Origin of the sequence: Virgibacillus phasianinus, from assembly GCF_002216775.1 — a bacterium.
Classification (GTDB): Bacteria; Bacillota; Bacilli; order Bacillales; family Amphibacillaceae; genus Virgibacillus_F; species Virgibacillus_F phasianinus.
In genome coordinates, this window is the sequence record NZ_CP022315.1 from 2,718,345 (window position 1) to 2,739,115 (window position 20,771).

The following is a 20,771-nucleotide window of genomic DNA, read 5'->3' on the forward strand; positions in this document are numbered from 1 at the left end:
GTTTTATACTGTATATATACATAAAAGAAGTTCGGGAAGATAGCAATTATTTTGCCAAAAGGGAGGCATAAAGATGTCGAATAAACTCGTTTTAATTGATGGAAATAGTATTATTTACCGTGCATTTTTTGCTTTGCCATTACTGAATAATGACAAAGGTGTTTACACAAATGCCGTTTATGGCTTTACAACAATGCTGCTTCGAATTTTAGAAGATGAAAAGCCTACACATATGCTGGTGGCTTTTGACGCTGGAAAAACAACTTTCCGCCATAAGACTTATCAGGAATATAAAGGTGGCAGGCAAAAAACACCGCCGGAACTATCAGAGCAATTCCCATTACTTAAGGAACTATTAGATGCATTTGATATTTCACATTATCAGTTAGACCAATATGAAGCTGATGATATTATTGGAACGCTAGCCACGAGTGGACAAGGAGAAAAATGGGATGTCACAGTTATTTCCGGGGACAAGGATTTACTTCAGCTTGTTTCGGATAAGGTAACAGTAAATTTAACAAGAAAAGGCATAAGTGAAATAGAAGCATACACGCCAACGTTTTTAAATGAAAAAATGGAGATAACACCAGAACAAATAATTGAGTTGAAAGCATTGATGGGAGACAACTCAGATAATATCCCCGGTGTTCCAGGTGTTGGGCAAAAAACAGCGACCAAACTGTTGAAACAATTTTATACACTTGATGGTGTATATGAACACATGGATGAAGTAAGTGGGAAAAAACTGAAAGAGAAACTTACTGATCATAAAGAAGATGCATACATGAGTAGGGATTTAGTTACCATAAACACCGAATCCCCAATTGAAATAGGGTTGAAAGATATCCCTTACGATGGGTACCAGTCCAACAAGGTAAGTGCCATATTTAAAGATCTAGGCTTTCAATCGTTGTTAGCCAGAGTGAATGGTGAGGAAGACACGTCAGATCAACTACAGGATTCAATTCAGGAAATTGAGTTTGAAGTTTTGGAACACGTAACAGAAGATATATTTACTGGGAAAGAATCGTTAGTAGTTGAAACGATGGATGACAACTATCATCAGGCAAAAATTGAAGGATTTGGAATTGCTAATGAAGCAAAAGCCTATTTTATTCCTGCTGATGTTGCCTTACAATCGGAAGAATTCAAAACATGGGCAACCGACAAAACAAAGGATAAGTACCTATTTGATGCGAAGGGCGCCTTAGTAGCATTATTAAATCAGGATATTCATCTACACGGAATACAATTTGACATGCTTTTGGCTTCATACTTATTGAATCCAGCTGAAAACCATCATGATATACCAGCGATCGGTCACAGGCTTGGAAACAAGAATGTCTTATTTGATGAGGAAGTATACGGGAAAGGCGCTAAGTCCGCTATACCCGAACAAGAAAAATTTGCTGAACACCTTGCACGAAAAGCCCGTGTTCTTTATGATGTCAAATCTAAAATGGACTCGGAATTGAAAAATAATGAACTGTTTTCATTATATAAAGAGCTCGAAATGCCGCTTGCATTGATTCTTGGAGACGTGGAGCATACCGGTGTAAAAATCGATATAGAACGGCTGAAGAAAATGCGTGGCGAATTAAAAGAGCGATTGGATGAGATTGAAGCAAATATCTATGAGCTTGCTGGTGAGACATTTAATTTAAACTCACCTAAACAACTGGGACCGATTTTATTCGAAAAACTGGAACTACCAGTAATAAAGAAAACAAAAACGGGTTATTCTACTGCAGCAGATGTGCTGGAACAACTGCAGGGGGAGCATGAAATAATTCCTAAATTACTTTTGTACCGTCAATTAAGCAAACTGCAATCCACATACCTTGAAGGATTGCTAAAAGTGGTTAATAAAGATACAAACAAAATTCATACGCGCTATAATCAGGCTTTAGCACAAACGGGTAGACTTAGTTCTGTTGACCCTAACCTGCAGAATATACCTATCCGACTGGAAGAGGGAAGAAAAATCAGGCAGGCCTTCATCCCTTCAAAAGAGAATTGGATTATGTTTGCAGCAGATTATTCACAAATAGAATTAAGAGTACTAGCCCACATTGCTGAAGACGATAAATTAATTGAGGCTTTTCGCAATGATTTGGACATTCATACCCAAACTGCTATGGATGTTTTTCATGTGAATGCAGATGAAGTTACTGCCAACATGCGCAGACAGGCGAAAGCAGTTAACTTTGGTATCGTTTATGGGATAAGTGATTATGGACTCTCACAAAGTTTGGGCATAACACGAAAAGAGGCCAAGAAGTTTATTGATCGTTATTTAGAAAGTTATCCTGGGGTTAAATCTTATATGAGTACAAGCATTCAGGAAGCTAAACATCAGGGGTTTGTTTCAACAATAATGAACAGAAGACGTTATTTGCCAGATATAACTAGCAGGAATTTTAATAAACGAAGTTTTGCAGAACGAACAGCAATGAACACTCCGATTCAAGGGAGTGCTGCAGATATTATCAAAAAAGCGATGATCGATTTATATGAAAAATTAAAGGATGAAAATCTTCAGGCACGCATTCTATTACAGGTACACGATGAATTAATACTTGAAGCACCGAAAGAGGAACTTGATAAATTAAAAGAGGTTGTGCCAGAAGTAATGGAGAATACCGTACCTTTAGATGTTCCATTGAAGGTTGATTACGCATTTGGTGATAGCTGGTTCGATGCAAAGTAATAAGGGGAAAAGAACATGCCAGAATTACCGGAAGTGGAAACAGTAAGACAAACATTAAAACGTTTGGTTCTAAATAAAACCATCAGTAACGTGGAGGTATTTTGGCCAAATATTATTAAACGGCCCGATGATGTGAAGGAATTTAAACATCTATTACACCAACAGACAATACTGGATATCAAAAGAAAAGGCAAGTTTATTTTGTTTGAGCTCTCGGATTATGTACTGATTTCACATCTTCGAATGGAAGGGAAATATAGCGTACATGGGGGCGAGGAACCTGTAAAGAAACATACACATGTTATCTTTTCGTTCACTGATGGGGCACAGCTTCGCTACAACGATGTGCGTAAGTTTGGAACCATGCATATAGTTGATAAAGGAACGGAATTGAACCTGAAGCCGCTAAATCAGTTGGGTCCGGATCCATTTGATGATGCATTTACATTTGATTATTTTTATAAGAAATTGCATAAGACGGACCGTGTGATTAAAGCGGCACTGCTTGATCAATCAATTGTTGCTGGTCTCGGGAATATCTATGTTGATGAGACGCTGTTTCAAGCCGGGGTTAGCCCGTTGAAGAAAGCAAACCGTCTTACCAAAAAAGAAGTAAAAGCAATTCAGGAAAAAGCGAAAACGATTCTTCAACATGCAATTGAACTTGGTGGAACTACTATTAGGACTTACGTGAACAGCAGTGGTGAAATGGGAATGTTCCAGCAAACGTTATATGTGTATGGACAGGAAAATAACCCATGCAAGAATTGTGGAAAGCCAATTGTTAAAATGAAAATTGGCGGACGTGGTACACATGTGTGCATGAACTGCCAAAAATAGAGTTAAAAGGGGTAATCCAAATGGCGTTAATTATTGGTCTAACTGGAAGTATAGCTAGTGGAAAAAGCACAGTATCAGCTATGCTTCAGGACTATCGAATACCCGTTGTTGATGCAGATCAAATTTCACGCGATGTAGTACGCCCAGGCGAAAAAGCGTATCAGCAAATTGTGGAAATATTTGGTGATGATATTTTACTTGCTGATAAAAGTCTTAATCGAAAGAAACTGGGTGCCATTATTTTTCCGGATAAAGAGAAACGGATCCAATTGAATGAGATTGTCCATCCAGCAGTTCGGGGAAATATGTTAAAGCAACGAGAAGCCTATGTGGATGCAGGGGAAAAATGTGTTGTACTTGATATCCCGTTACTATTTGAAAGTAAGTTAACCCATTTTGTAGATAGAACGCTAGTCGTATATGTAAATAGGCAAACACAATTAGAACGTCTGATGACACGGGATGATTCCTCAGAAGCAGATGCGAATTCCCGTATAAATTCCCAGATCCCTTTGGATGAAAAGGCGAGGATGGCAGATGCAGTTATTGATAATAATGGCACGCAGGAGCATACAAAGGAGCAATTAACCGAACTCTTAAAGTCCTGGAAAGTCATATAATTCATACATGGATATAGGTGATACAACGCCTATATCCATATTTTTGTCACATTTTATCTTAATTTAAGGCACATTTTTTCGAAAATATGTTATACTATTTATAAATAAAAGATAAAAAGTATAGCATATATAGGAGGAACTTTTCATGAATAAAACAAGGGTTGCAATTAATGGTTTTGGTCGTATTGGACGCATGGTTTTCCGTCAGGCGATTAAAGACGATCAATTAGATGTTGTGGCAATTAATGCTAATTATCCTCCAGAAACACTTGCACATTTAATTAAATACGATAGTGTACATGGAATTTTTGACGGCGAAGTGAAAGCGCTTCACGACGCATTGGAAGTTGGTGGAAAAACAGTACTGCTTGTTAACTCTCGCGAACCGGAAAAACTTCCGTGGAACAAGCACAAGATTGACATTGTAATTGAAGCGACAGGTAAATTTAACACCGGGGAGAGTGCGGGATTACATTTGCAGGCAGGTGCAAAGAAAGTGGTTATCACAGCCCCTGGCAAAAACGTGGATAACACAATTGTTATGGGAGTAAATCATCGCACGTATAATCCCGAAAAAGATCATATTATTTCAAACGCTTCCTGTACTACTAATTGCTTAGCTCCTGTAGTTAAAGTAATTGACGAAAATTTTAAAATTGTTAATGGGTTGATGACTACTGTCCATGCATTTACAAACGATCAAAAGAATATAGACAATCCACATAAGGATTTACGCAGGGCAAGAGGCTGCACGCAATCAATTATTCCAACCTCTACAGGGGCTGCAAAGGCATTAGGACTTGTGTTGCCGCATTTGAATGGGAAACTTCATGGTATGTCGCTGCGAGTTCCGACACCGAATGTATCACTCGTTGATCTAGTAGTTGATGTGGATAAGTCCGTTTCTATTGAGGATGTGAACAGGGCGTTTAAGTGTGCTGGTAAAGGTGAATTGAATGGTATTATTAAGTACAGTGAAGAGCCGTTGGTATCCATTGACTATACAACAACAGAGTATTCCGCAATCGTTGATGGGCTGTCAACGATGGTTATAGAAGACAATAAGCTGAAAGTGTTGGCATGGTATGATAATGAGTGGGGATATTCCAATCGTGTTGTCGATTTAACTAAATATGTTGGAAATTATCTAAATCAAGAGCAAGTAAAAATTTCCTGAAGTAATAACCTTGATGGGCCCCTGGTCTTTCAAGGTTTTATGTGTAAATGGCATGAAACATATTGCAAAAAAAAGAAAAACAGTTTATACTTCTTTGTGACCTTCTATTATGAATTTAATACACCTGCTTAAAGGGTTAGGACCTCTTTGGACTAACTTTCCCCCGTGGTTTGGTGATAGTAGTAGATAGAAGCGGTAAACACTAGTTTTAAGGGGGAAACAAAATGGATACTATGGGAAGACACGTTATTGCAGAATTATGGGAATGTAATATAAATAAATTAAATGATATGGGATTGATTGAGCGCATATTTGTGGATGCTGCTTTAAAAGCTGGTGCTGAAATTCGTGAAGTGGCTTTTCACAAGTTTGCACCACACGGTGTCAGTGGGGTGGTAATCATTTCTGAATCACATTTGACTATTCATAGCTTTCCTGAACATGGCTATGCAAGTATTGATGTGTATACATGCGGGGATATAATTGACCCGCATGTCGCTGCTGAGCATATAGCTAGTTCATTAGAAGCCAAGACCTGTGAAAAGGTAGAAGTACCACGCGGAATGGGACCTGTGAAAGTAAATCAGTTTCAAGCATTATAGGAAGTAACAAAATGTTTACACATAAATTATAAAAGGTTGATTAGACCTGTTGCTTATCAAACAGTTATGATAAGGAATAGACGTTTAATCAGCTTTTTTATTGCGCACGGATCTGTAAAACATGTTAAAATACAAGGTAGTATTGTATAAATTTATCAAAATGTGGCGAGGTGTACATATGTCATTCAAGGAAAATGTAGTAAAATACCTAAGTAATCACGCTGAAACGAGAGACAATCATTCCGATGAGTCACTTCAGACACATTATTACAAAACAACCAAAGACAAAGCTCTTGCGAAATTGGAAGAAATAGTTTCGAATTCAAAACTTTATTCGATTCATTCCGTTTCAAAAGAGCACGGAGAACTGAGTCTCTATTATAAAAAGACATTCATTATTGCAACTGTTATTTCCGTAAGACCATATAACACTGCAATTGATTTTTCAGTGACAACTGAAACGCCGTTACCTTTTGATTTTGGTAACAGTTCAAGAATGATCGAGCGATTATATCAGCAATTAAATAATGAATTACCATACATCGAAAAAATGAATCAATAAGAAAACGAATTGAGGTGGAGCGAAATGCGATGTTCTAATTGTGATAATAAAAGTACAAAGGTTCTGGATTCACGGCCAATCGAAGAAGGAAGAGCGATACGGCGTCGAAGGGAGTGTGAACAATGCGGATTTCGCTTCACCACCTTTGAACGGATTGAAACAGTACCATTGATTGTTGTAAAAAAAGAGGGCGCCCGCCAGGAGTTCAGCCGGGAAAAACTAATTCGCGGATTGATTAGATCCTGTGAAAAAAGGCCAGTACCAGTCGAAAAGATAGAATCAATTGCAAGTGACGTTGAAAAACAGATACGAGACACCGGGGTTTCTGAGGTGGAAAGCAAAGAAATAGGCGAAATGGTAATGGATCGATTAGCATTGGTCGATGAGGTTGCTTATGTACGATTTGCGTCGGTTTATCGTCAGTTTAAGGATATCACTGTCTTTTTAGATGAATTGAAGGATCTAATCAAAACGGATAAAAAGTAACAGACAAAACGGAAACGACGATGTTGAGTTATTGTACGGAGAGGCCTTGACGGCGTTTTATGAAAAAGGAGTTTAAGGTTATGAATGTTATTGGAAAGGTCTTACCAGTAGATGGTTATTACGTATCACAAAAGAGGAGTCTGCCAACTGGCTTCGAAAAATCAATGACCCATCTATACCAACCATTGATTGGAATAGAGGCTGTTTCTTTGTTCATGACATTGTTGCATGATATTGATATGCAGAATATGGAGGTTCCGCAAACTCATCACACACTAATGAATTATTTGAATATGCCGCTTGATGAAATTTATCGTGCCAGATTGAAATTAGAAGGTATTGGATTATTAAAAACATATGAACGACTGGAAAATGACCAGTCCGTTTATTTGTATGAATTACAGGAACCATTTTCACCAAGTGAATTTTTTAAGGATGAGATGTTGTTACAATTGCTTTATTATCATCTTGGGGATGAAAAATTTAATCATTTAAAGAATCGATTTTACAAAAAACAACCACATAAAGGTCAAGATATTACCGCAGCGTTTAACGATGTGTTCCAGACATTCCATCCCAATGATCGGATGATGGATGAGGGTGAATATTCAGAAGAAGATTCCACTGCATATTCAATAGACTTTACTTGGATCAAAAAAATGCTGGAGCAGCGGATGATCCCTGCAAAAAACATTCTTACCTCATCAAATAAACGACTTATCGTGCAAATGATGAAATTATACGAATTAGAAACACATGAAGTAGAAAAAAGTATGTTGTGGGCTTTAACCGATGAAAACACGTTACATTCGGAAGAATTTAAAAATGCCTGTCATGATGTGTTTAAATCTAAATACCAAACTGCGGCAGTTAAGCTTACGGAAAAAGTAGAATCAAAACAAAAACCTAAGTCGATTCCAAAGACCCAGGAAGAACAGCTAATCCAGCATCTGGAAACAATATCGCCGAAGCAATTGCTTGAAGATTTGTCCGGCGGAAATCATGCATCGGAACAGGACATGCGGGTTATTCGTGAGGTAATGACGTCACAGGGGCTTCCCTCCCCCGTAATGAATGTACTGATTCACTTTGTGTTGCTGCAATCCAATATGAAGCTGTCAAGGGCGTATATGGAGAAAATTGCAAGCCACTGGTCTCGGGCCAATTTAAAGACTGCCAAGGAAGCAATGGGCTTTGCAAAAACAGAAAAAAATCGCTACCAAAAATCGACCGCACCATCAAAATCTTCATACCCAAAAAATTATTCTAAAGAGGTTGTACCTGATTGGTTTAAAGACCGTAAGAACAAAAATGCCAAAAAGGCGTCTGTAGCGAATAATAATATCAATGCTGCTAAAGAAAAAGAAGAACTGGATGCATTACTTAAAAATATATCAAACAGTAACAAAAATTAGCTTATCCAAGGATGATTGCTATGAAACCACTCCAATCCACATTAAAAAAATGGATGAACGAAAATAAAGATTTCAAAGAAAACTATATAAAAGTAAGGAAAGAAGTTTTGGAAGATCCGGAAATTAATGAATTTCTTTCACTTCATCCAGAACTGTCAAGACGGGAAATTGATAAAAGCCTGATAAAGTTGCATGAATATAAAACCCAGTCAAAGCAATGCAATAAGTGTGAGTCCCTGGGCAGCTGTATAAATATGCTTAATGGATATTCGCCAATCCTGAAGACAGAGAACAACGAAATCCATATTCAATATGAGAAATGTCATTACCGAGTTGGGTATGAGAAACAAAAGGAGCAACAGCAGTTAATACAAAGTCTGTATATGCCTAAGGAAATTCTTGAGGCGTCAACTGATAACATTGAAAGTGATGCAACAAGGCGTGAAGCGATCCAAGAAATAGTAAACTTTGTTGGAAATGCAAGAACAAATCTTCCATCCAAAGGGATATATTTCTATGGTCCATTTGGTGTTGGAAAGACATTTTTTCTAGGAGCAATAGCAAATAATCTTAAAGAGATTAACATTTCATCGATGATCATTTACATGCCTGAATTTGTCCGTGAAATAAAGGCGTCGCTTAAAGATGATTCAATTAACGAAAAGGTTGAGTACTTTAAAAAAGCAGAGGTTTTAATGATTGATGATATTGGTGCAGAGTCCCAATCGGCATGGTTCCGTGATGAAATCTTAGGGTCGATTTTACAGTACCGGATGATGGAGGGTTTGCCAGTGTTTTTTACTTCCAATTATTCATTGGATCAATTGGAAGAGCAGCTTGCGAAGACAAACCGGGGGGCTGTTGAAACAGTGAAAGCAGGAAGAATTATTGAGCGGATTAAACAGGTAAGTAAAGAAGTGAAGGTTATTGGAGAAAACAGAAGAGACAGATCATAATCGAAACTACCAATTAAAATATTGTGGTAGTTTTTTTCTTTATACATTTTTTCATCATTCTTTCCATATAATGTATCAGCTTGGTTTTGTGAGGGTGAGATGTTTTGCTGGATATTTATATGGAGTCAGATAAAGAGGCAATCAGCTTTTGCGAGTCTTTATTTCAAATTAACAAAAAAATTGAATTGCATTGGAAAACTAATGAGGAATGGGGGAATCATTTACGAATTCAGGTAGAGGAAGTGGATGACGCGTCACTTGATTCAATTGCACGGGCATTGGTTGACGTGTTTATGTTTCACCGATTGTCAGACATGATTCGTTCAGTTATCAAGGATGTTTATTATTATACGAATAATGATGAAATAGATAAGATATTGGATCTAACTCATTGGATTATTACTGGCGGGGACGATGAAAATATTGATACTACGGGAACAGAAGATCCTGGTTTATTTTTGGAATCATTATTTATTACTATGATCAGAAACGCATGCACTGTTTATTATGATTCACTGGTAAAGTTTCGGATTAAGCCATTTAAGGAATTGATCAAATGTTTTACTGGACTAGCTATTGATGAGGTGAAACGGGAAGAGGACCATCAATCATTTGTTCACGCACTGCGGGAATATATTGTTAAAAAGAAAGCAGTTGTCCCCGCTGTTTATATGCTTCAGGGCGATCCTTTTATCTTTTTTGATGCGAATGGCAAACGATTTTCAAACATGGAATTAAATATGATTATGAAGCAGGAACCTTTATATATCGTTGGCCTTGATAGTAATGAAAAGAATTTATCCCCTTTGATCGCAATGGCACCGGAGAATATTAAAATTTTTGGTGATAATCCTGTTGAGCCAAAAACGCTAACAGTTATCAATGTTTTTCAGGAACGAGTGGAATTTCAGCCGATGCATAACTTCCCGTTTCCGAAGTATTTAAAAAAATTATGAGTTGATCCTTGTATAATAAGGATCCGAATGCTATAATATAAAAATATATATTACATGATATTTGGTTATGATAAGGACAAGGTCATTTGAGCCTTATACAGAATAGAGAAGGAAGTCACGGCTGAAAGCTTCCTTACGTATAACAAATGATTACCACCTTTGAACTCTACTATTGAAATAACAGTAAGTAGTAGCGTAGATTCTGCGTTAAAGATTAATGAAGCCGTGATACATTATCGCGGGAATCAGGGTGGAACCACGTGTTAAGCGCTCGTCCCTTTGCAATGGAGCAAGGGGATGGGCGTTTTTATTTTTGTGCCTAAATAAGTAAATATGTAGAAGGAGTGTTATAGTATGGAAAACATCAACATTATTTTCCCAGATGGTGCAAGTAAAGAGTTTCCAAAAGGAACAACTGGGGAAGACATCGCCTTTTCCATTTCACCTGGATTAAAAAAACAAGCATTAGCAATCAAGCTGGATGGAAAACTGGTTGATTTACGACGTGAGTTAATGGATGGTGGAAAAATAGAAATTATCACCTATAAAAATCAAGAAGGTTTGGAAGTGGTACGGCATTCAACCGCTCATCTTATGGCACAAGCTATCAAGCGGCTTTACAAAAATGTCAAATTCGGTGTTGGTCCAGTTATTGAAGAAGGCTTTTACTACGATATGGATCTGGATGAGTCTATTACTCCTGAAGACCTGCCAAAAATTGAAAAGGAAATGCAGCGTATCGTTGATGAGAATCTGGAAATTGAACGAATTGAAGTTTCAAGGGAAGAAGCAAAGGAAATGTTTCGGGCGATTGGGGATGACTTAAAACTTGAGCTAATCGACGCCATTCCGCGTGACGAACAAGTTACCATTTACAAGCAAGGCGAATTTTTTGATCTTTGCAGAGGTATTCATGTTCCTTCCACAAGTAAAATCAAAGCTTTTAAATTGTTAAGCATTTCTGGTGCTTATTGGCGCGGGAACAGTAATAATCAACAACTGCAACGAATTTATGGAACTGCCTTTGAAAAGAAGGGGCAGCTTGATGAATATTTACATTTACTAGAGGAGCGTAAGGAACGTGACCATCGCAAGCTCGGTAAGGAGTTGGAGATATTTACTGTTTCTCAAAAAGTGGGACAAGGGTTACCGCTCTGGCTGCCTAAGGGGGCGACAATCCGTCGTAATATCGAACGCTATATAGTGGATTTAGAAGAGCGGCTGGGTTATGACCATGTGTACACACCGGTACTGGGCAGTGTAGAACTATATAAAACAAGCGGACACTGGGATCACTATAAGGAAGATATGTTTCCGACTTTGGAAATGGATAATGAAGACTTAGTGTTACGGCCAATGAACTGTCCGCATCATATGATGGTCTATAAAAATCAGCTGTATAGTTATCGTAATCTGCCGGTAAGGATTGCTGAATTAGGTACTATGCATCGTCATGAAATGAGCGGGGCACTTGCAGGATTACAGCGCGTTCGTGCAATGACATTGAATGACGCCCATATTTTTGCCCGCCCTGATCAATTGAAAGAAGAATTTATTCGGGTTGTTGAACTAGTACAAAAAGTTTATCAAGACTTTGGTATTGATGACTATTATTTCCGTCTTTCCTACCGGGATCCTGAGGACAAGGAAAAGTATGTTGATAATGATGCAATGTGGGATAAAGCACAGGCTATGTTAAAAGAAACAATGGAGGATATGAAGCTTGATTACGTAGAAGCCGAGGGCGAAGCAGCCTTTTACGGCCCTAAGTTAGACGTGCAAGTAAAAACTGCCTTAGGAAAAGATGAAACTTTATCAACTGTTCAAATGGACTTCCATTTACCGGAACGTTTTGACTTAACCTATATCGGAGAAGATGGTAAGGAGCATCGCCCAGTGGTTATCCACCGTGGTGTTGTTTCTACGATGGAACGCTTTGTTGCATTCCTGCTTGAAGAATATAAAGGGGTATTTCCAACCTGGTTAGCACCCGTACAAGTAAAAGTAATTCCAGTTTCGCCAACTGCGCATTTAGACTATGCGAAAAAAGTGGCAGACAAATTGAGATTACAAGGTGCGCGCGTGGAGGTTGATGAACGTGATGAAAAAATCGGTTATAAAATCCGTGCTGCCCAAACACAGAAGATCCCTTATGGGTTAGTGGTTGGGGATAATGAGATAAAAGAAAATGCGGTTAATGTGCGTAAATATGGAGAAAAGAATTCTGAGACAATCAGCTACAATGCATTTGAACAATCCATTACTAAAGAAATAAAAAATAAAACACTGTACAACTAAAACTAAAATCTTTTAACCACTGGCCTGTTTGACAGGTTAATGAATAAATGGTATAGTGTAAAAGTTGAATAAAAATTAAATGATCAAAGACAAGTAGAAGCACCCGCTTCTCACCTGTCCAACGCATTAATGTAGTTGGCTGGTTTCTAACTTCTTTAAATAAATGATTAAAGTCGTGTGGGTGCATGTATTGTACCTGCACTTTTTTTGTACTTGTCACTAATTGATCAGGATTACTTTACACTATTTTGGAGGTGGCTGGCTATTAGCAAAGATATGAATGTCAATGAGAAAATTCGTGCTAGAGAAGTACGTCTTATCGATTCAAATGGTGATCAGCTTGGTGTGAAATCACGTCAGGAAGCATTGGAAATTGCCCAAACTAGAAACTTAGATTTAGTTCTAGTTGCAGCAAATGCGAAACCACCAGTTTGTCGTATCATGGACTATGGGAAATATCGTTATGAGCAGCAGAAAAAAGAAAAAGAAGCACGCAAAAAACAAAAGATTATCAATGTCAAAGAAGTTCGTTTTACACCTGGAATTGGCGAGCATGATTATGTAACAAAATTAAAGAATGCGAGAAAATTCCTTGAAAAAGGCGACAAAGTAAAAGCAGCAGTTCGTTTCCGCGGTCGCGCAATTACGCATAAAGAGCTTGGTCAGGAAGTATTAGACAGACTGGCTGAAGAATGTAAGGACATTTCAACGGTTGAATCAAAACCGAAAATGGAAGGTCGTAACATGTTCATTATGCTTGCACCCTTAAACGAAAAATAATTCGTATCTGTTACAAGGAGGAAATACACATGCCTAAAATGAAAACCCATAAAGGTTCTCAAAAACGTTTTAAAAGAACCGGATCTGGAAAACTTAAACGTTCACACGCTTACACTAGTCACATGTTTGCACACAAATCACAAAAGCAAAAACGTAAACTACGTAAAACTGCACTTGTGTCTGCTGGTGACTACAAACGCATTAAAGCGATGCTTCCAAAGTAAGCTATTTGTACATGCTAATAAATTAAAATTAAATGGATATACAATGATATAGATTTGTATTAGGAGGGAATTAATATGCCACGTGTAAAAGGTGGAACAGTTACGCGCAGACGTCGTAAACGCGTACTAAAACTCGCAAAAGGTTATTATGGTTCAAAACGCACGCTATTTAAAACAGCTAAACAACAAGTAATGAAATCAGGTCAATATGCTTATCGTGACCGCAGACAAAAGAAACGTGATTTCCGTAAACTTTGGATTACTCGTATTAATGCTGCAGCACGCATGAACGATATCTCATACAGCAAATTAATGCACGGATTAAAAGTTGCCGGTATTGAAGTAAACCGTAAAATGTTGTCAGATCTTGCAATCAATGATGAAAAAGCCTTCGGACAACTAGCGGAAAAAGCAAAAGCAGCTATTAAGTAAGAAAAGCGGAGTGGGCTTGTTCAGCAACGACAAGCATAGTCAAGAGACCGTAGAGCACATGCTCTTCGTGCTCGGAGTGTCTATTGGCTATGTCTCGAGTTGCTAGCCCACGAAGCTGGACAGAGAAAAGCGAAGGTGACTGGTTAGCGACGTACAAATAGATAGGACTGTGAAAGTGCGGTGAACTTTCCGTACATTCATCAGGACTATCTATTTGCAAGTTGCTAGGAGCCGCAGCTGGACAGAGAAAAGCGGAGTGGGCTTGTTCAGATGCCCATTGCTAATAAAGTGTAAAATAACCAAATTCGGATGAATTTGGTTATTTTTATAATAAAGGAACGATCAAATGAATATGGAAACTGCAACTGTTTGGTATTTTATTATTATAAATATCATTGCTTTTATTCTTATGGGAACGGATAAAAAACGGGCAATTAATCATCAATGGCGCATTTCAGAAAAAACACTTTTTGTAACAACAATTATTGGCGGATCGGTTGGAGCTATTGCAGGTATGAGATTTTTTAGGCATAAAACAAAACATCCGTTATTCACGATTGGCATGCCAGCAATTTTAATTATACAAGTTGTGGCAGCGTATTTAATTTTTAACATGTCATAAAGGCTCGTCTTATGTCATATACATGTACAAAGCACCAACATGCATACTGCAGTAGATGACAAAGGCAACCAGAGGAGGCATGATATGGAACTGTTTGGGAGTTATCTAATGGCGGTGATTGAAACTGGAGGTATTTTCGCACCACTATTATTTATCAGCTTTCACTTGCTAAGACCATTGTTTTTCCTGCCAGTAGTGTTCATCTGTATTTCAGGTGGAATATTGTTTGGGGCAGTAGCAGGAACCGTCTATTCCATTATAGGAATTACACTATCGAGTATAGGCTTCTATGGATTTATTCGATGGATGCCAAAAACGTTTGAGCGGCTTGTTCATTTGAAAGGGAAACTGATTGGCAAACACTCAGAGTTAAGCCCTTCTCAAATTGCTCTACTCCGTCTCGTACCGTTTATTCATTTTCATCTTTTGTCATTATGTTTAATTGAAGTCACTGAGGGCTTCAAAGATTATACAAAATCATCGTTAATAACAAATATACCACTTGCAATTGTTTACACTTCAATTGGGAGATGGATTTCGAACTTATCCCCTTTTTATGTCATCGTGTTTTTGCTTGCATTATTACCACTTATTTATATTTTGAGAAGGAAAGAGGTCATCATTAAATGGAATGAATTCTTCCCAATACGTACCTAAAAAGGAATCCGGTCAATGGATTCCTTTTTATTATCGCATTATTCAATTGGTGTCAACACCAGCTCATTTACTGGATGTTTCCATTCAATTTTGGAATATGGATAACGTGTTAAAATTTCCTTTTCAAGAAAGTAAAGATCATCCCGTGTAAATCCTTTTAGCTCCATTGGTTCATGAACAAACACGTGGATATTTACGACCTCAAAAGCTTGCTCAGTCGTACCAAGGTATTTTTCCCCCTCAAACGAACATCCTTTATAAACGAACAATAAATTCTTTTTACTATTATCCGGTTCATCCAAAAAGTAGAATTCATTGTTTGCTTTCGCAATATGTAGTTTCCGTTTTGGATTTCGATAATATTGATAAAATGTGTAGACGAGAAGAATAATCGCAGCCACTATTAATATCCGAAATAATATGATAATCATATTCGACCGTCTCCTCTGAAAGTTTGTTATCCTTCTATACGTTTCTTACCTGCTATAGGTTTCACATTTCGAAAGTTTTTCATGATACAATCGTAATAAGGTTAGAAATGAGGGATAAATAATGAACTGGGAAATACTATTTTCTATGCAAAATCAGCTGGATCGCCATATTGAAAAAAAGCATCATGTAGAGCAATCAACACTGTTTGAGTCAAAGTATCTGGCTTTACTTGTTGAGATAGGTGAACTCGCAAACGAGACAAGATGCTTTAAATTTTGGAGTACAAAAGCCCCTAGTGATGGAGAAACTATTTTGGAAGAATATGTTGACGGACTCCATTTCATTCTATCATTGGGAATTGAAAAAGGTTACAAATATGAATCGAGCGAAAATTACCAATCTGCAGGTACTGTTACCGAACAATTTAACCGGGTCTTTCGTTATTGTGTACAGTTTCATGAAAATACTACAGAAGAAAACTATAGAACGTTGTTTGAAAGCTTTTTGGCATTGGGAAAAATATTAGACTTTGATGAAAAGTCAATTATGGATGGTTATAAAAAGAAAAACGATAAAAATTATTTGCGGCAGGAACAGGGATATTAGCCAAATGTTTTGTTATTTTTCTAAATAAAGTTATAATTGATAGTGGACTAAACTTAAAGGGGGAAATTATACATATGCCAAAATTAGATGAAACACTGACTATGTTAAAGGATTTAACAGATGCAAAAGGTATTCCAGGAAATGAAAAAGAGCCAAGAAATGTTATGGAAAATTATATTAAACCATATGCAGATGAAGTTTTCACAGATAACCTTGGAAGCCTGATTGCTAAAAAGGTTGGAAATGAAAATGGTCCGAAAATAATGGTAGCGGGCCACTTGGATGAAGTTGGCTTCATGATTACCCGTATCGATGATAAGGGCTTCGTTTATTTCCAGACAGTTGGCGGATGGTGGGGACAAGTAATGCTTGCCCAACGTGTAACTATTATGACTGGTAATGGCGATGTTACAGGTATTATCGGTTCACAGCCACCACATGTTTTATCGGCTGAAGCACGTAAAAAGCCAGTGGATATTAAGGATATGTTTATTGATATTGGTGCATCAAGTAAAGAGGAGGCTCTGGAATTCGGTGTGAAACCTGGTGATGCAGTTGTACCTTATTTTGAATTCACGCAATTAAAAAATGAAAAGATGCTGCTAGCTAAAGCCTGGGATAATCGCATTGGCTGTGCAATTGCAATTGATGTACTAAAACAGCTAAAAGGTACTAATCATCCAAACGTTGTCTATGGAGTAGGAACCATTCAGGAAGAAGTTGGGTTACGTGGAGCAAAAACTTCTACACACGCAATTAAGCCAGATATTGGTTTCGCCGTTGATGTAGGAATCGCGGGCGACATGCCAGGAGTATCAGATAAAGATGCTGACAGCAAACTTGGTGATGGTCCACAAATTATTTTATATGATGCATCAATGGTCTCACATAAAGGTGTACGTGACTTTATCGTCAACACTGCTGAGGAGCACAACATTCCATTTCAATATGCATCAATACCTGGAGGGGGAACAGACTCCGGATCTATTCATTTAACGGCAAATGGAGTACCGGCACTTTCCATTACAATCGCTACCAGATATATTCATTCACATGCAGCAATTTTACACAGGGACGACTTTGAAAATGCAGTAAAATTGATTGTAGAAGCAATAAAAAAATTAGATAGTGATAAGGTGAAGGAGATCGTCTTATCCTAGTAACATAAAGGCTTAGACAAGAAGTGTTTTAGCCGAGGGAAATCCGAACTAGGATTCAAAATTCTTTAATTAGATTTTGTACTAGTTCGGATATTTTTTTGGCTGTTTTTGCAAATTTTAATTGTCTATAAACAGCGACAAAACAGCAGCGGAAAACAACCCAGCGCATACGTCAAAGGTTATATCAACTGCGTATCACTAGGATCAGACCGTTAAAAAATTTCTGGGGTTGTCCCAGCTTCTTGCAATATATTTTGATAAAATGTATCTTCACCAATACATAATACCCGGTCACATACATTTATAATTTCATCCATGTCATGAGAAGTGAAAAGAATCATTGTATTTTTTTCAGCGGCCAGTTGTTGCAGATAGCTGCTGATTTCATTTTTGGATTTCAAATCGATTCCGACAGTGGGTTCATCTAACAGTAGTAGTTCTGGATCATGGATAAGGCTGATAGCCATATTTAATTTACGTTTCATGCCGCCGGATAAATGTTTGACTGGTTCTTTCCATTTATCTAAATTCATGTCCATACACAGTTGTTGCAGTTCATCGGTTGTTTTGTTAACAGTGGATAGCTTTTCAAAAAAGACCATGTTCTCCTGTACAGTAAATTCCTCCCATATGGCAATTTCCTGTGGTACGAATCCGATCATTTGTCTCACTTTCTTGATGTTTTTGTCAAATTGAATGGAATGGAGAGAAAGGCTTCCACTTGTTGGTTTTGACAATGATGCCAGGATGTTCAGCAATGTTGATTTACCGGCCCCATTCTCCCCGACAAGACCAACGATTTCACCGGGATTGATCATAAAAGATAAGGAATTCAATACCCTAGTTTTTCCATATTTTTTCGATAATGAAGTTACATTAAGCATAATATTGCTCCTTTCGTGCAAGCCAAATGATAAATGTAATTAATAAAAACCAGGGCCAAAAATTAATTATATCCCCTGAGAGTAAAGGGTCTAAGGGGTTAATAAATCTAAACCATGGCAATTTAGCAATAAGTCCGTTGATCGGCAGTATTGCTCCACTGACTACTATTGATACAAGTGTTATGGTAAAAGAGAATACATAGTAACGGAATAAACGTTTAACAAATGATGCTAATAAAAATGCTCCCATTACAAGAATGAGTCGATAACTGAACATGCCTGCAATAAAGGATAAACTTAATTGGACTTGATAAAACAAGTGGAAAATAACCATTGTAATCAGATCTAATACGATTAATAAAGCACTGTAAAAAATAAGGCTTTTTACCAGATAATTTTTATAGCTTATACCCATAAATGCAAATCTAGGCAAAACGGGTGATTGCTTTTCCTTTACGACCCAATCAAAAATAAGAAGTGTTGCCAGCATACTGAAGATGCCCCAAATTCCCCAGACACTCCAGAATGGTACTTCCTTTACAGGTTTTCCGCCAAATGTTCCAAAGTAAAAAGATGTTTGCAGCAGGTTTTCTTCATGCTGAATTTCTTTACTTCTTGCAATGATTTCTTCAAAAGTCCAGTTTGAGTCTGACTGATATTGTTCTGAAAGTTCATCTACTATATTAGCAGTCTTGGATCGCCCCGTTTCTTGTTGAACATAAGAAAGAATCATTTCTTTAACAGGTGTATACGCGAGCGATTGATTGGTCCGGTAGCTGGTAATGATGCTGTTTCTATTGCCCTTGTGTACTTGTTTGGAGAAATCCTGATCTATAATAAAAACACTGTCAAGTTCATGCTTTTCTAATTGATAAAGTGCCTCATCTTTTGAAAGTTCGTTCGCTTTAATGAATGAAGCTGAAGAAATTTCATGTACCAGTTCTTTGGCGAACTGGTCATGTTTTTCCACCACGATACCAACAGGGACTTTACTATCATCTTGAACAGTGCCAGCTACAGATAATAGTGTGATTGTGCCAATTACCGGCAGCAAGAACCAAAACAATAAACTTATGGGATGCTTCTTAATATGCAGCAAACGTGCTTCAACAGTCTTCCTCAATTCGAAACACGCTCCTTCCATGTTGAAATGCCAAAGAGGACAAAGATGCCAATAAATACATAAAGAATAAGTGGCAGAAAATCTACAAAAACACGTTGATTCAGCACGATTTCCTGCATCCAATAGAATGCCTGATATGCAAAGTTATAGGGTAATAAGTTTTGCACGTAATATGGGAAATAAATAGTTGGAATGATTGCACCGCTTATAAGTAATGAAACAGCTGTATATACCATTTGAATAAATAAACGCATTTTTGGTGCTGTACAGATCACTTCAATTAAGGCAAGTCCAAGTAAAAACAGGAAACTGTAAAGCATTGTCAAAACCGCAACCTTAAAGTAATCACTTGGGAAAAGGTCTATGGAAAATACCGTGATAAATCCAATGAAAACAATTACGGTAAAACTGATTGTTACAAGCCAGGATACGAAAATTTTGGCTAATATTTGATCGGACTCCTTTACATTGTATAATCGCATTCGCGCTTTTATCCGGGCTCCATCATCCCTCGATAAAACGGTGTAAATTTCCAAAATCCAAATGGTCAAAATAATAAATATACCTCCAAGACAGTAGTAATGAACAGGGGAGTTCGTAACACTATTTGCAATGATCTCCTCGTCAACAATTTTGTCTTTCCCTAAAGTATAAAAAACAAAGTCAGTAAATTGGTTGAACAGAAAGTCATTTCTTGTTTCATCGTCCATTGTTAATTGCTTAGCATAATAATTGATCGTAAGAATATTGGCCTGTGCAGTTTTGATATGACGAGATACACTGTCAACCAGTTCTTTCACCAAGTAACTTTCCATTTTTTTATCCGGATTCCCAATAATCTTTAACGTGACAGATGTACCATTGTATAAGTTTTCTACAAAATCATCCGGAAAAATTATGTATGCACTTAAATGATCATTTTGTAACTTCTGTTTTGCTTTTTCACCAGACATGACGTTTAGCTGAATAAAGTTATTTAATTGGGATGATTCCTCAATAAGGTCAACAATCAATTTCGTTTCTTTCGACTGATCATGGTCAACTAGGCCAACTTGAATAGCTTCACCTTCATCGGGGATGAAAAAGGATATGGCAATATATGCTGATAGGCTTACCAAAATAATCGGAAACAGAAAAAGAAGAGGAAGTGATGGCCACTTCCTCAGTAATTGTTTGACATTATTTTTGGTAAACAGAATTACGTGATGAATAAAACCCATTTACAT

22 protein-coding genes and 2 other annotated features are annotated in these 20,771 nt (G+C 37.4%); of the genes, 18 read left to right on the forward strand and 4 right to left on the reverse strand.

Going from position 1 to position 20,771, the window contains the following annotated elements; all coding sequences use genetic code 11:
• Positions 1 to 73: 73 nt before the first annotated feature.
• The 16 genes from polA to CFK37_RS13060 all read left to right on the forward strand — a co-directional run bounded on the left by polA (position 74) and on the right by CFK37_RS13060 (position 15,340).
• The gene (polA, locus tag CFK37_RS12985; RefSeq protein ID WP_089062251.1) at positions 74 to 2,713 is read left to right on the forward strand and encodes a DNA polymerase I; all 2,640 of its coding nucleotides are present in this window, start codon (positions 74 to 76) and stop codon (positions 2,711 to 2,713) included.
• 15 nt (positions 2,714 to 2,728) lie between these two features.
• Positions 2,729 to 3,553 (forward strand): DNA-formamidopyrimidine glycosylase, encoded by an 825-nt coding sequence (gene mutM, locus CFK37_RS12990; RefSeq protein WP_089062252.1) that lies wholly within the window; start codon positions 2,729 to 2,731, stop codon positions 3,551 to 3,553.
• 20 nt (positions 3,554 to 3,573) lie between these two features.
• Positions 3,574 to 4,173: a dephospho-CoA kinase gene (coaE, locus tag CFK37_RS12995; RefSeq protein ID WP_089062253.1), complete on the forward strand. Its 600-nt coding sequence runs from the start codon at positions 3,574 to 3,576 to the stop codon at positions 4,171 to 4,173.
• Positions 4,174 to 4,318: 145 nt separating this feature from the next.
• Entirely contained in the window at positions 4,319 to 5,350 is a 1,032-nt protein-coding gene (locus CFK37_RS13000) for a glyceraldehyde-3-phosphate dehydrogenase (protein WP_089062254.1), read from the forward strand.
• 224 nt (positions 5,351 to 5,574) lie between these two features.
• Positions 5,575 to 5,952 carry an adenosylmethionine decarboxylase gene (speD, locus tag CFK37_RS13005; protein ID WP_089062255.1) on the forward strand — a complete coding sequence of 126 codons (378 nt, stop codon included), beginning with the start codon at positions 5,575 to 5,577 and terminating at the stop codon, positions 5,950 to 5,952.
• A 178-nt stretch (positions 5,953 to 6,130) separates the two neighbouring features.
• The gene (locus tag CFK37_RS13010) at positions 6,131 to 6,514 is read left to right on the forward strand and encodes a cytosolic protein (protein WP_089062256.1); all 384 of its coding nucleotides are present in this window, start codon (positions 6,131 to 6,133) and stop codon (positions 6,512 to 6,514) included.
• 24 nt (positions 6,515 to 6,538) lie between these two features.
• Positions 6,539 to 7,000 carry a transcriptional regulator NrdR gene (nrdR, locus tag CFK37_RS13015; RefSeq protein WP_089062257.1) on the forward strand — a complete coding sequence of 154 codons (462 nt, stop codon included), beginning with the start codon at positions 6,539 to 6,541 and terminating at the stop codon, positions 6,998 to 7,000.
• 80 nt (positions 7,001 to 7,080) lie between these two features.
• Positions 7,081 to 8,415 (forward strand): replication initiation and membrane attachment family protein, encoded by a 1,335-nt coding sequence (locus CFK37_RS13020; RefSeq protein WP_089062258.1) that lies wholly within the window; start codon positions 7,081 to 7,083, stop codon positions 8,413 to 8,415.
• A gap of 20 nt (positions 8,416 to 8,435) precedes the next feature.
• Positions 8,436 to 9,371 (forward strand): primosomal protein DnaI, encoded by a 936-nt coding sequence (gene dnaI / locus CFK37_RS13025; protein WP_089062259.1) that lies wholly within the window; start codon positions 8,436 to 8,438, stop codon positions 9,369 to 9,371.
• Between the two features lie 104 nt (positions 9,372 to 9,475).
• The gene (gene ytxC, locus CFK37_RS13030) at positions 9,476 to 10,327 is read left to right on the forward strand and encodes a sporulation protein YtxC (RefSeq protein ID WP_089062260.1); all 852 of its coding nucleotides are present in this window, start codon (positions 9,476 to 9,478) and stop codon (positions 10,325 to 10,327) included.
• Between the two features lie 58 nt (positions 10,328 to 10,385).
• Positions 10,386 to 10,609, forward strand: a binding site (T-box leader).
• Between the two features lie 72 nt (positions 10,610 to 10,681).
• Positions 10,682 to 12,625 carry a threonine--tRNA ligase gene (gene thrS / locus CFK37_RS13035; RefSeq protein ID WP_089062261.1) on the forward strand — a complete coding sequence of 648 codons (1,944 nt, stop codon included), beginning with the start codon at positions 10,682 to 10,684 and terminating at the stop codon, positions 12,623 to 12,625.
• Positions 12,626 to 12,710: 85 nt separating this feature from the next.
• Positions 12,711 to 12,839, forward strand: a sequence feature (ribosomal protein L20 leader region).
• A 62-nt stretch (positions 12,840 to 12,901) separates the two neighbouring features.
• Positions 12,902 to 13,405 carry a translation initiation factor IF-3 gene (infC, locus tag CFK37_RS13040; RefSeq protein WP_157724921.1) on the forward strand — a complete coding sequence of 168 codons (504 nt, stop codon included), beginning with the start codon at positions 12,902 to 12,904 and terminating at the stop codon, positions 13,403 to 13,405.
• Positions 13,406 to 13,434: 29 nt separating this feature from the next.
• Positions 13,435 to 13,629 (forward strand): 50S ribosomal protein L35, encoded by a 195-nt coding sequence (rpmI, locus tag CFK37_RS13045; RefSeq protein ID WP_089062262.1) that lies wholly within the window; start codon positions 13,435 to 13,437, stop codon positions 13,627 to 13,629.
• A 75-nt stretch (positions 13,630 to 13,704) separates the two neighbouring features.
• A complete protein-coding gene (gene rplT / locus CFK37_RS13050; protein ID WP_089062263.1) occupies positions 13,705 to 14,061 on the forward strand; it encodes a 50S ribosomal protein L20 in 357 nt (118 codons plus the stop codon).
• A gap of 346 nt (positions 14,062 to 14,407) precedes the next feature.
• Positions 14,408 to 14,683, forward strand: coding sequence for a DUF1294 domain-containing protein (locus CFK37_RS13055; RefSeq protein ID WP_089062264.1), 276 nt, complete (start codon positions 14,408 to 14,410; stop codon positions 14,681 to 14,683).
• Positions 14,684 to 14,767: 84 nt separating this feature from the next.
• Positions 14,768 to 15,340 carry a TVP38/TMEM64 family protein gene (locus CFK37_RS13060; RefSeq protein WP_089062265.1) on the forward strand — a complete coding sequence of 191 codons (573 nt, stop codon included), beginning with the start codon at positions 14,768 to 14,770 and terminating at the stop codon, positions 15,338 to 15,340.
• A 38-nt stretch (positions 15,341 to 15,378) separates the two neighbouring features.
• Here CFK37_RS13060 and CFK37_RS13065 read toward each other — a convergent pair whose 3' ends face one another.
• A complete protein-coding gene (locus CFK37_RS13065; protein WP_089062266.1) occupies positions 15,379 to 15,771 on the reverse strand; it encodes a sigma-w pathway protein ysdB in 393 nt (130 codons plus the stop codon).
• A 121-nt stretch (positions 15,772 to 15,892) separates the two neighbouring features.
• Between CFK37_RS13065 and CFK37_RS13070 the strand changes: the two genes are divergently transcribed.
• Positions 15,893 to 16,378, forward strand: a complete 486-nt coding sequence (locus CFK37_RS13070) for a dUTP diphosphatase (RefSeq protein WP_089062267.1) — start codon at positions 15,893 to 15,895, stop codon at positions 16,376 to 16,378.
• 74 nt (positions 16,379 to 16,452) lie between these two features.
• Complete coding sequence (locus CFK37_RS13075) at positions 16,453 to 17,538, forward strand: M42 family metallopeptidase (RefSeq protein WP_089062268.1); 1,086 nt, start codon at positions 16,453 to 16,455, stop codon at positions 17,536 to 17,538.
• Between the two features lie 212 nt (positions 17,539 to 17,750).
• On the opposite strand, the gene CFK37_RS13080 is transcribed toward CFK37_RS13075, so the two are convergent.
• From CFK37_RS13080 to CFK37_RS13090, 3 genes are read right to left on the reverse strand one after another with little or no spacing between them, the layout of a single operon-like run.
• Entirely contained in the window at positions 17,751 to 18,422 is a 672-nt protein-coding gene (locus tag CFK37_RS13080; RefSeq protein ID WP_089062269.1) for an ABC transporter ATP-binding protein, read from the reverse strand.
• The gene (locus CFK37_RS13085) at positions 18,415 to 19,545 is read right to left on the reverse strand and encodes an ABC transporter permease (protein WP_157724850.1); all 1,131 of its coding nucleotides are present in this window, start codon (positions 19,543 to 19,545) and stop codon (positions 18,415 to 18,417) included. Before CFK37_RS13085 ends, CFK37_RS13080 begins: the two co-directional genes overlap by 8 nt.
• Positions 19,542 to 20,765 carry an ABC transporter permease gene (locus CFK37_RS13090; RefSeq protein WP_089062271.1) on the reverse strand — a complete coding sequence of 408 codons (1,224 nt, stop codon included), beginning with the start codon at positions 20,763 to 20,765 and terminating at the stop codon, positions 19,542 to 19,544. The genes CFK37_RS13085 and CFK37_RS13090 overlap by 4 nt, the downstream gene beginning before the upstream one ends.
• Positions 20,766 to 20,771 lie beyond the last annotated feature (6 nt).

Excerpts from the sequence above, each read along its gene's own strand:
- polA (WP_089062251.1), top strand. The coding sequence starts at position 74 with ATGTCGAATAAACTCGTTTTAATTGATGGAAATAGTATTATTTACCGT.
- rplT (WP_089062263.1), top strand. The coding sequence starts at position 13,705 with ATGCCACGTGTAAAAGGTGGAACAGTTACGCGCAGACGTCGTAAACGC.
- coaE (WP_089062253.1), top strand. The coding sequence starts at position 3,574 with ATGGCGTTAATTATTGGTCTAACTGGAAGTATAGCTAGTGGAAAAAGC.
- thrS (WP_089062261.1), top strand. The coding sequence starts at position 10,682 with ATGGAAAACATCAACATTATTTTCCCAGATGGTGCAAGTAAAGAGTTT.
- mutM (WP_089062252.1), top strand. The coding sequence starts at position 2,729 with ATGCCAGAATTACCGGAAGTGGAAACAGTAAGACAAACATTAAAACGT.
- CFK37_RS13070 (WP_089062267.1), top strand. The coding sequence starts at position 15,893 with ATGAACTGGGAAATACTATTTTCTATGCAAAATCAGCTGGATCGCCAT.
- nrdR (WP_089062257.1), top strand. The coding sequence starts at position 6,539 with ATGCGATGTTCTAATTGTGATAATAAAAGTACAAAGGTTCTGGATTCA.
- rpmI (WP_089062262.1), top strand. The coding sequence starts at position 13,435 with ATGCCTAAAATGAAAACCCATAAAGGTTCTCAAAAACGTTTTAAAAGA.
- CFK37_RS13075 (WP_089062268.1), top strand. The coding sequence starts at position 16,453 with ATGCCAAAATTAGATGAAACACTGACTATGTTAAAGGATTTAACAGAT.
- CFK37_RS13060 (WP_089062265.1), top strand. The coding sequence starts at position 14,768 with ATGGAACTGTTTGGGAGTTATCTAATGGCGGTGATTGAAACTGGAGGT.
- CFK37_RS13065 (WP_089062266.1), bottom strand. The coding sequence starts at position 15,771 with ATGATTATCATATTATTTCGGATATTAATAGTGGCTGCGATTATTCTT.
- CFK37_RS13020 (WP_089062258.1), top strand. The coding sequence starts at position 7,081 with ATGAATGTTATTGGAAAGGTCTTACCAGTAGATGGTTATTACGTATCA.
- dnaI (WP_089062259.1), top strand. The coding sequence starts at position 8,436 with ATGAAACCACTCCAATCCACATTAAAAAAATGGATGAACGAAAATAAA.
- CFK37_RS13010 (WP_089062256.1), top strand. The coding sequence starts at position 6,131 with ATGTCATTCAAGGAAAATGTAGTAAAATACCTAAGTAATCACGCTGAA.
- CFK37_RS13000 (WP_089062254.1), top strand. The coding sequence starts at position 4,319 with ATGAATAAAACAAGGGTTGCAATTAATGGTTTTGGTCGTATTGGACGC.
- speD (WP_089062255.1), top strand. The coding sequence starts at position 5,575 with ATGGATACTATGGGAAGACACGTTATTGCAGAATTATGGGAATGTAAT.
- CFK37_RS13055 (WP_089062264.1), top strand. The coding sequence starts at position 14,408 with ATGAATATGGAAACTGCAACTGTTTGGTATTTTATTATTATAAATATC.
- infC (WP_157724921.1), top strand. The coding sequence starts at position 12,902 with ATGAATGTCAATGAGAAAATTCGTGCTAGAGAAGTACGTCTTATCGAT.
- CFK37_RS13090 (WP_089062271.1), bottom strand. The coding sequence starts at position 20,765 with ATGGGTTTTATTCATCACGTAATTCTGTTTACCAAAAATAATGTCAAA.
- CFK37_RS13080 (WP_089062269.1), bottom strand. The coding sequence starts at position 18,422 with ATGCTTAATGTAACTTCATTATCGAAAAAATATGGAAAAACTAGGGTA.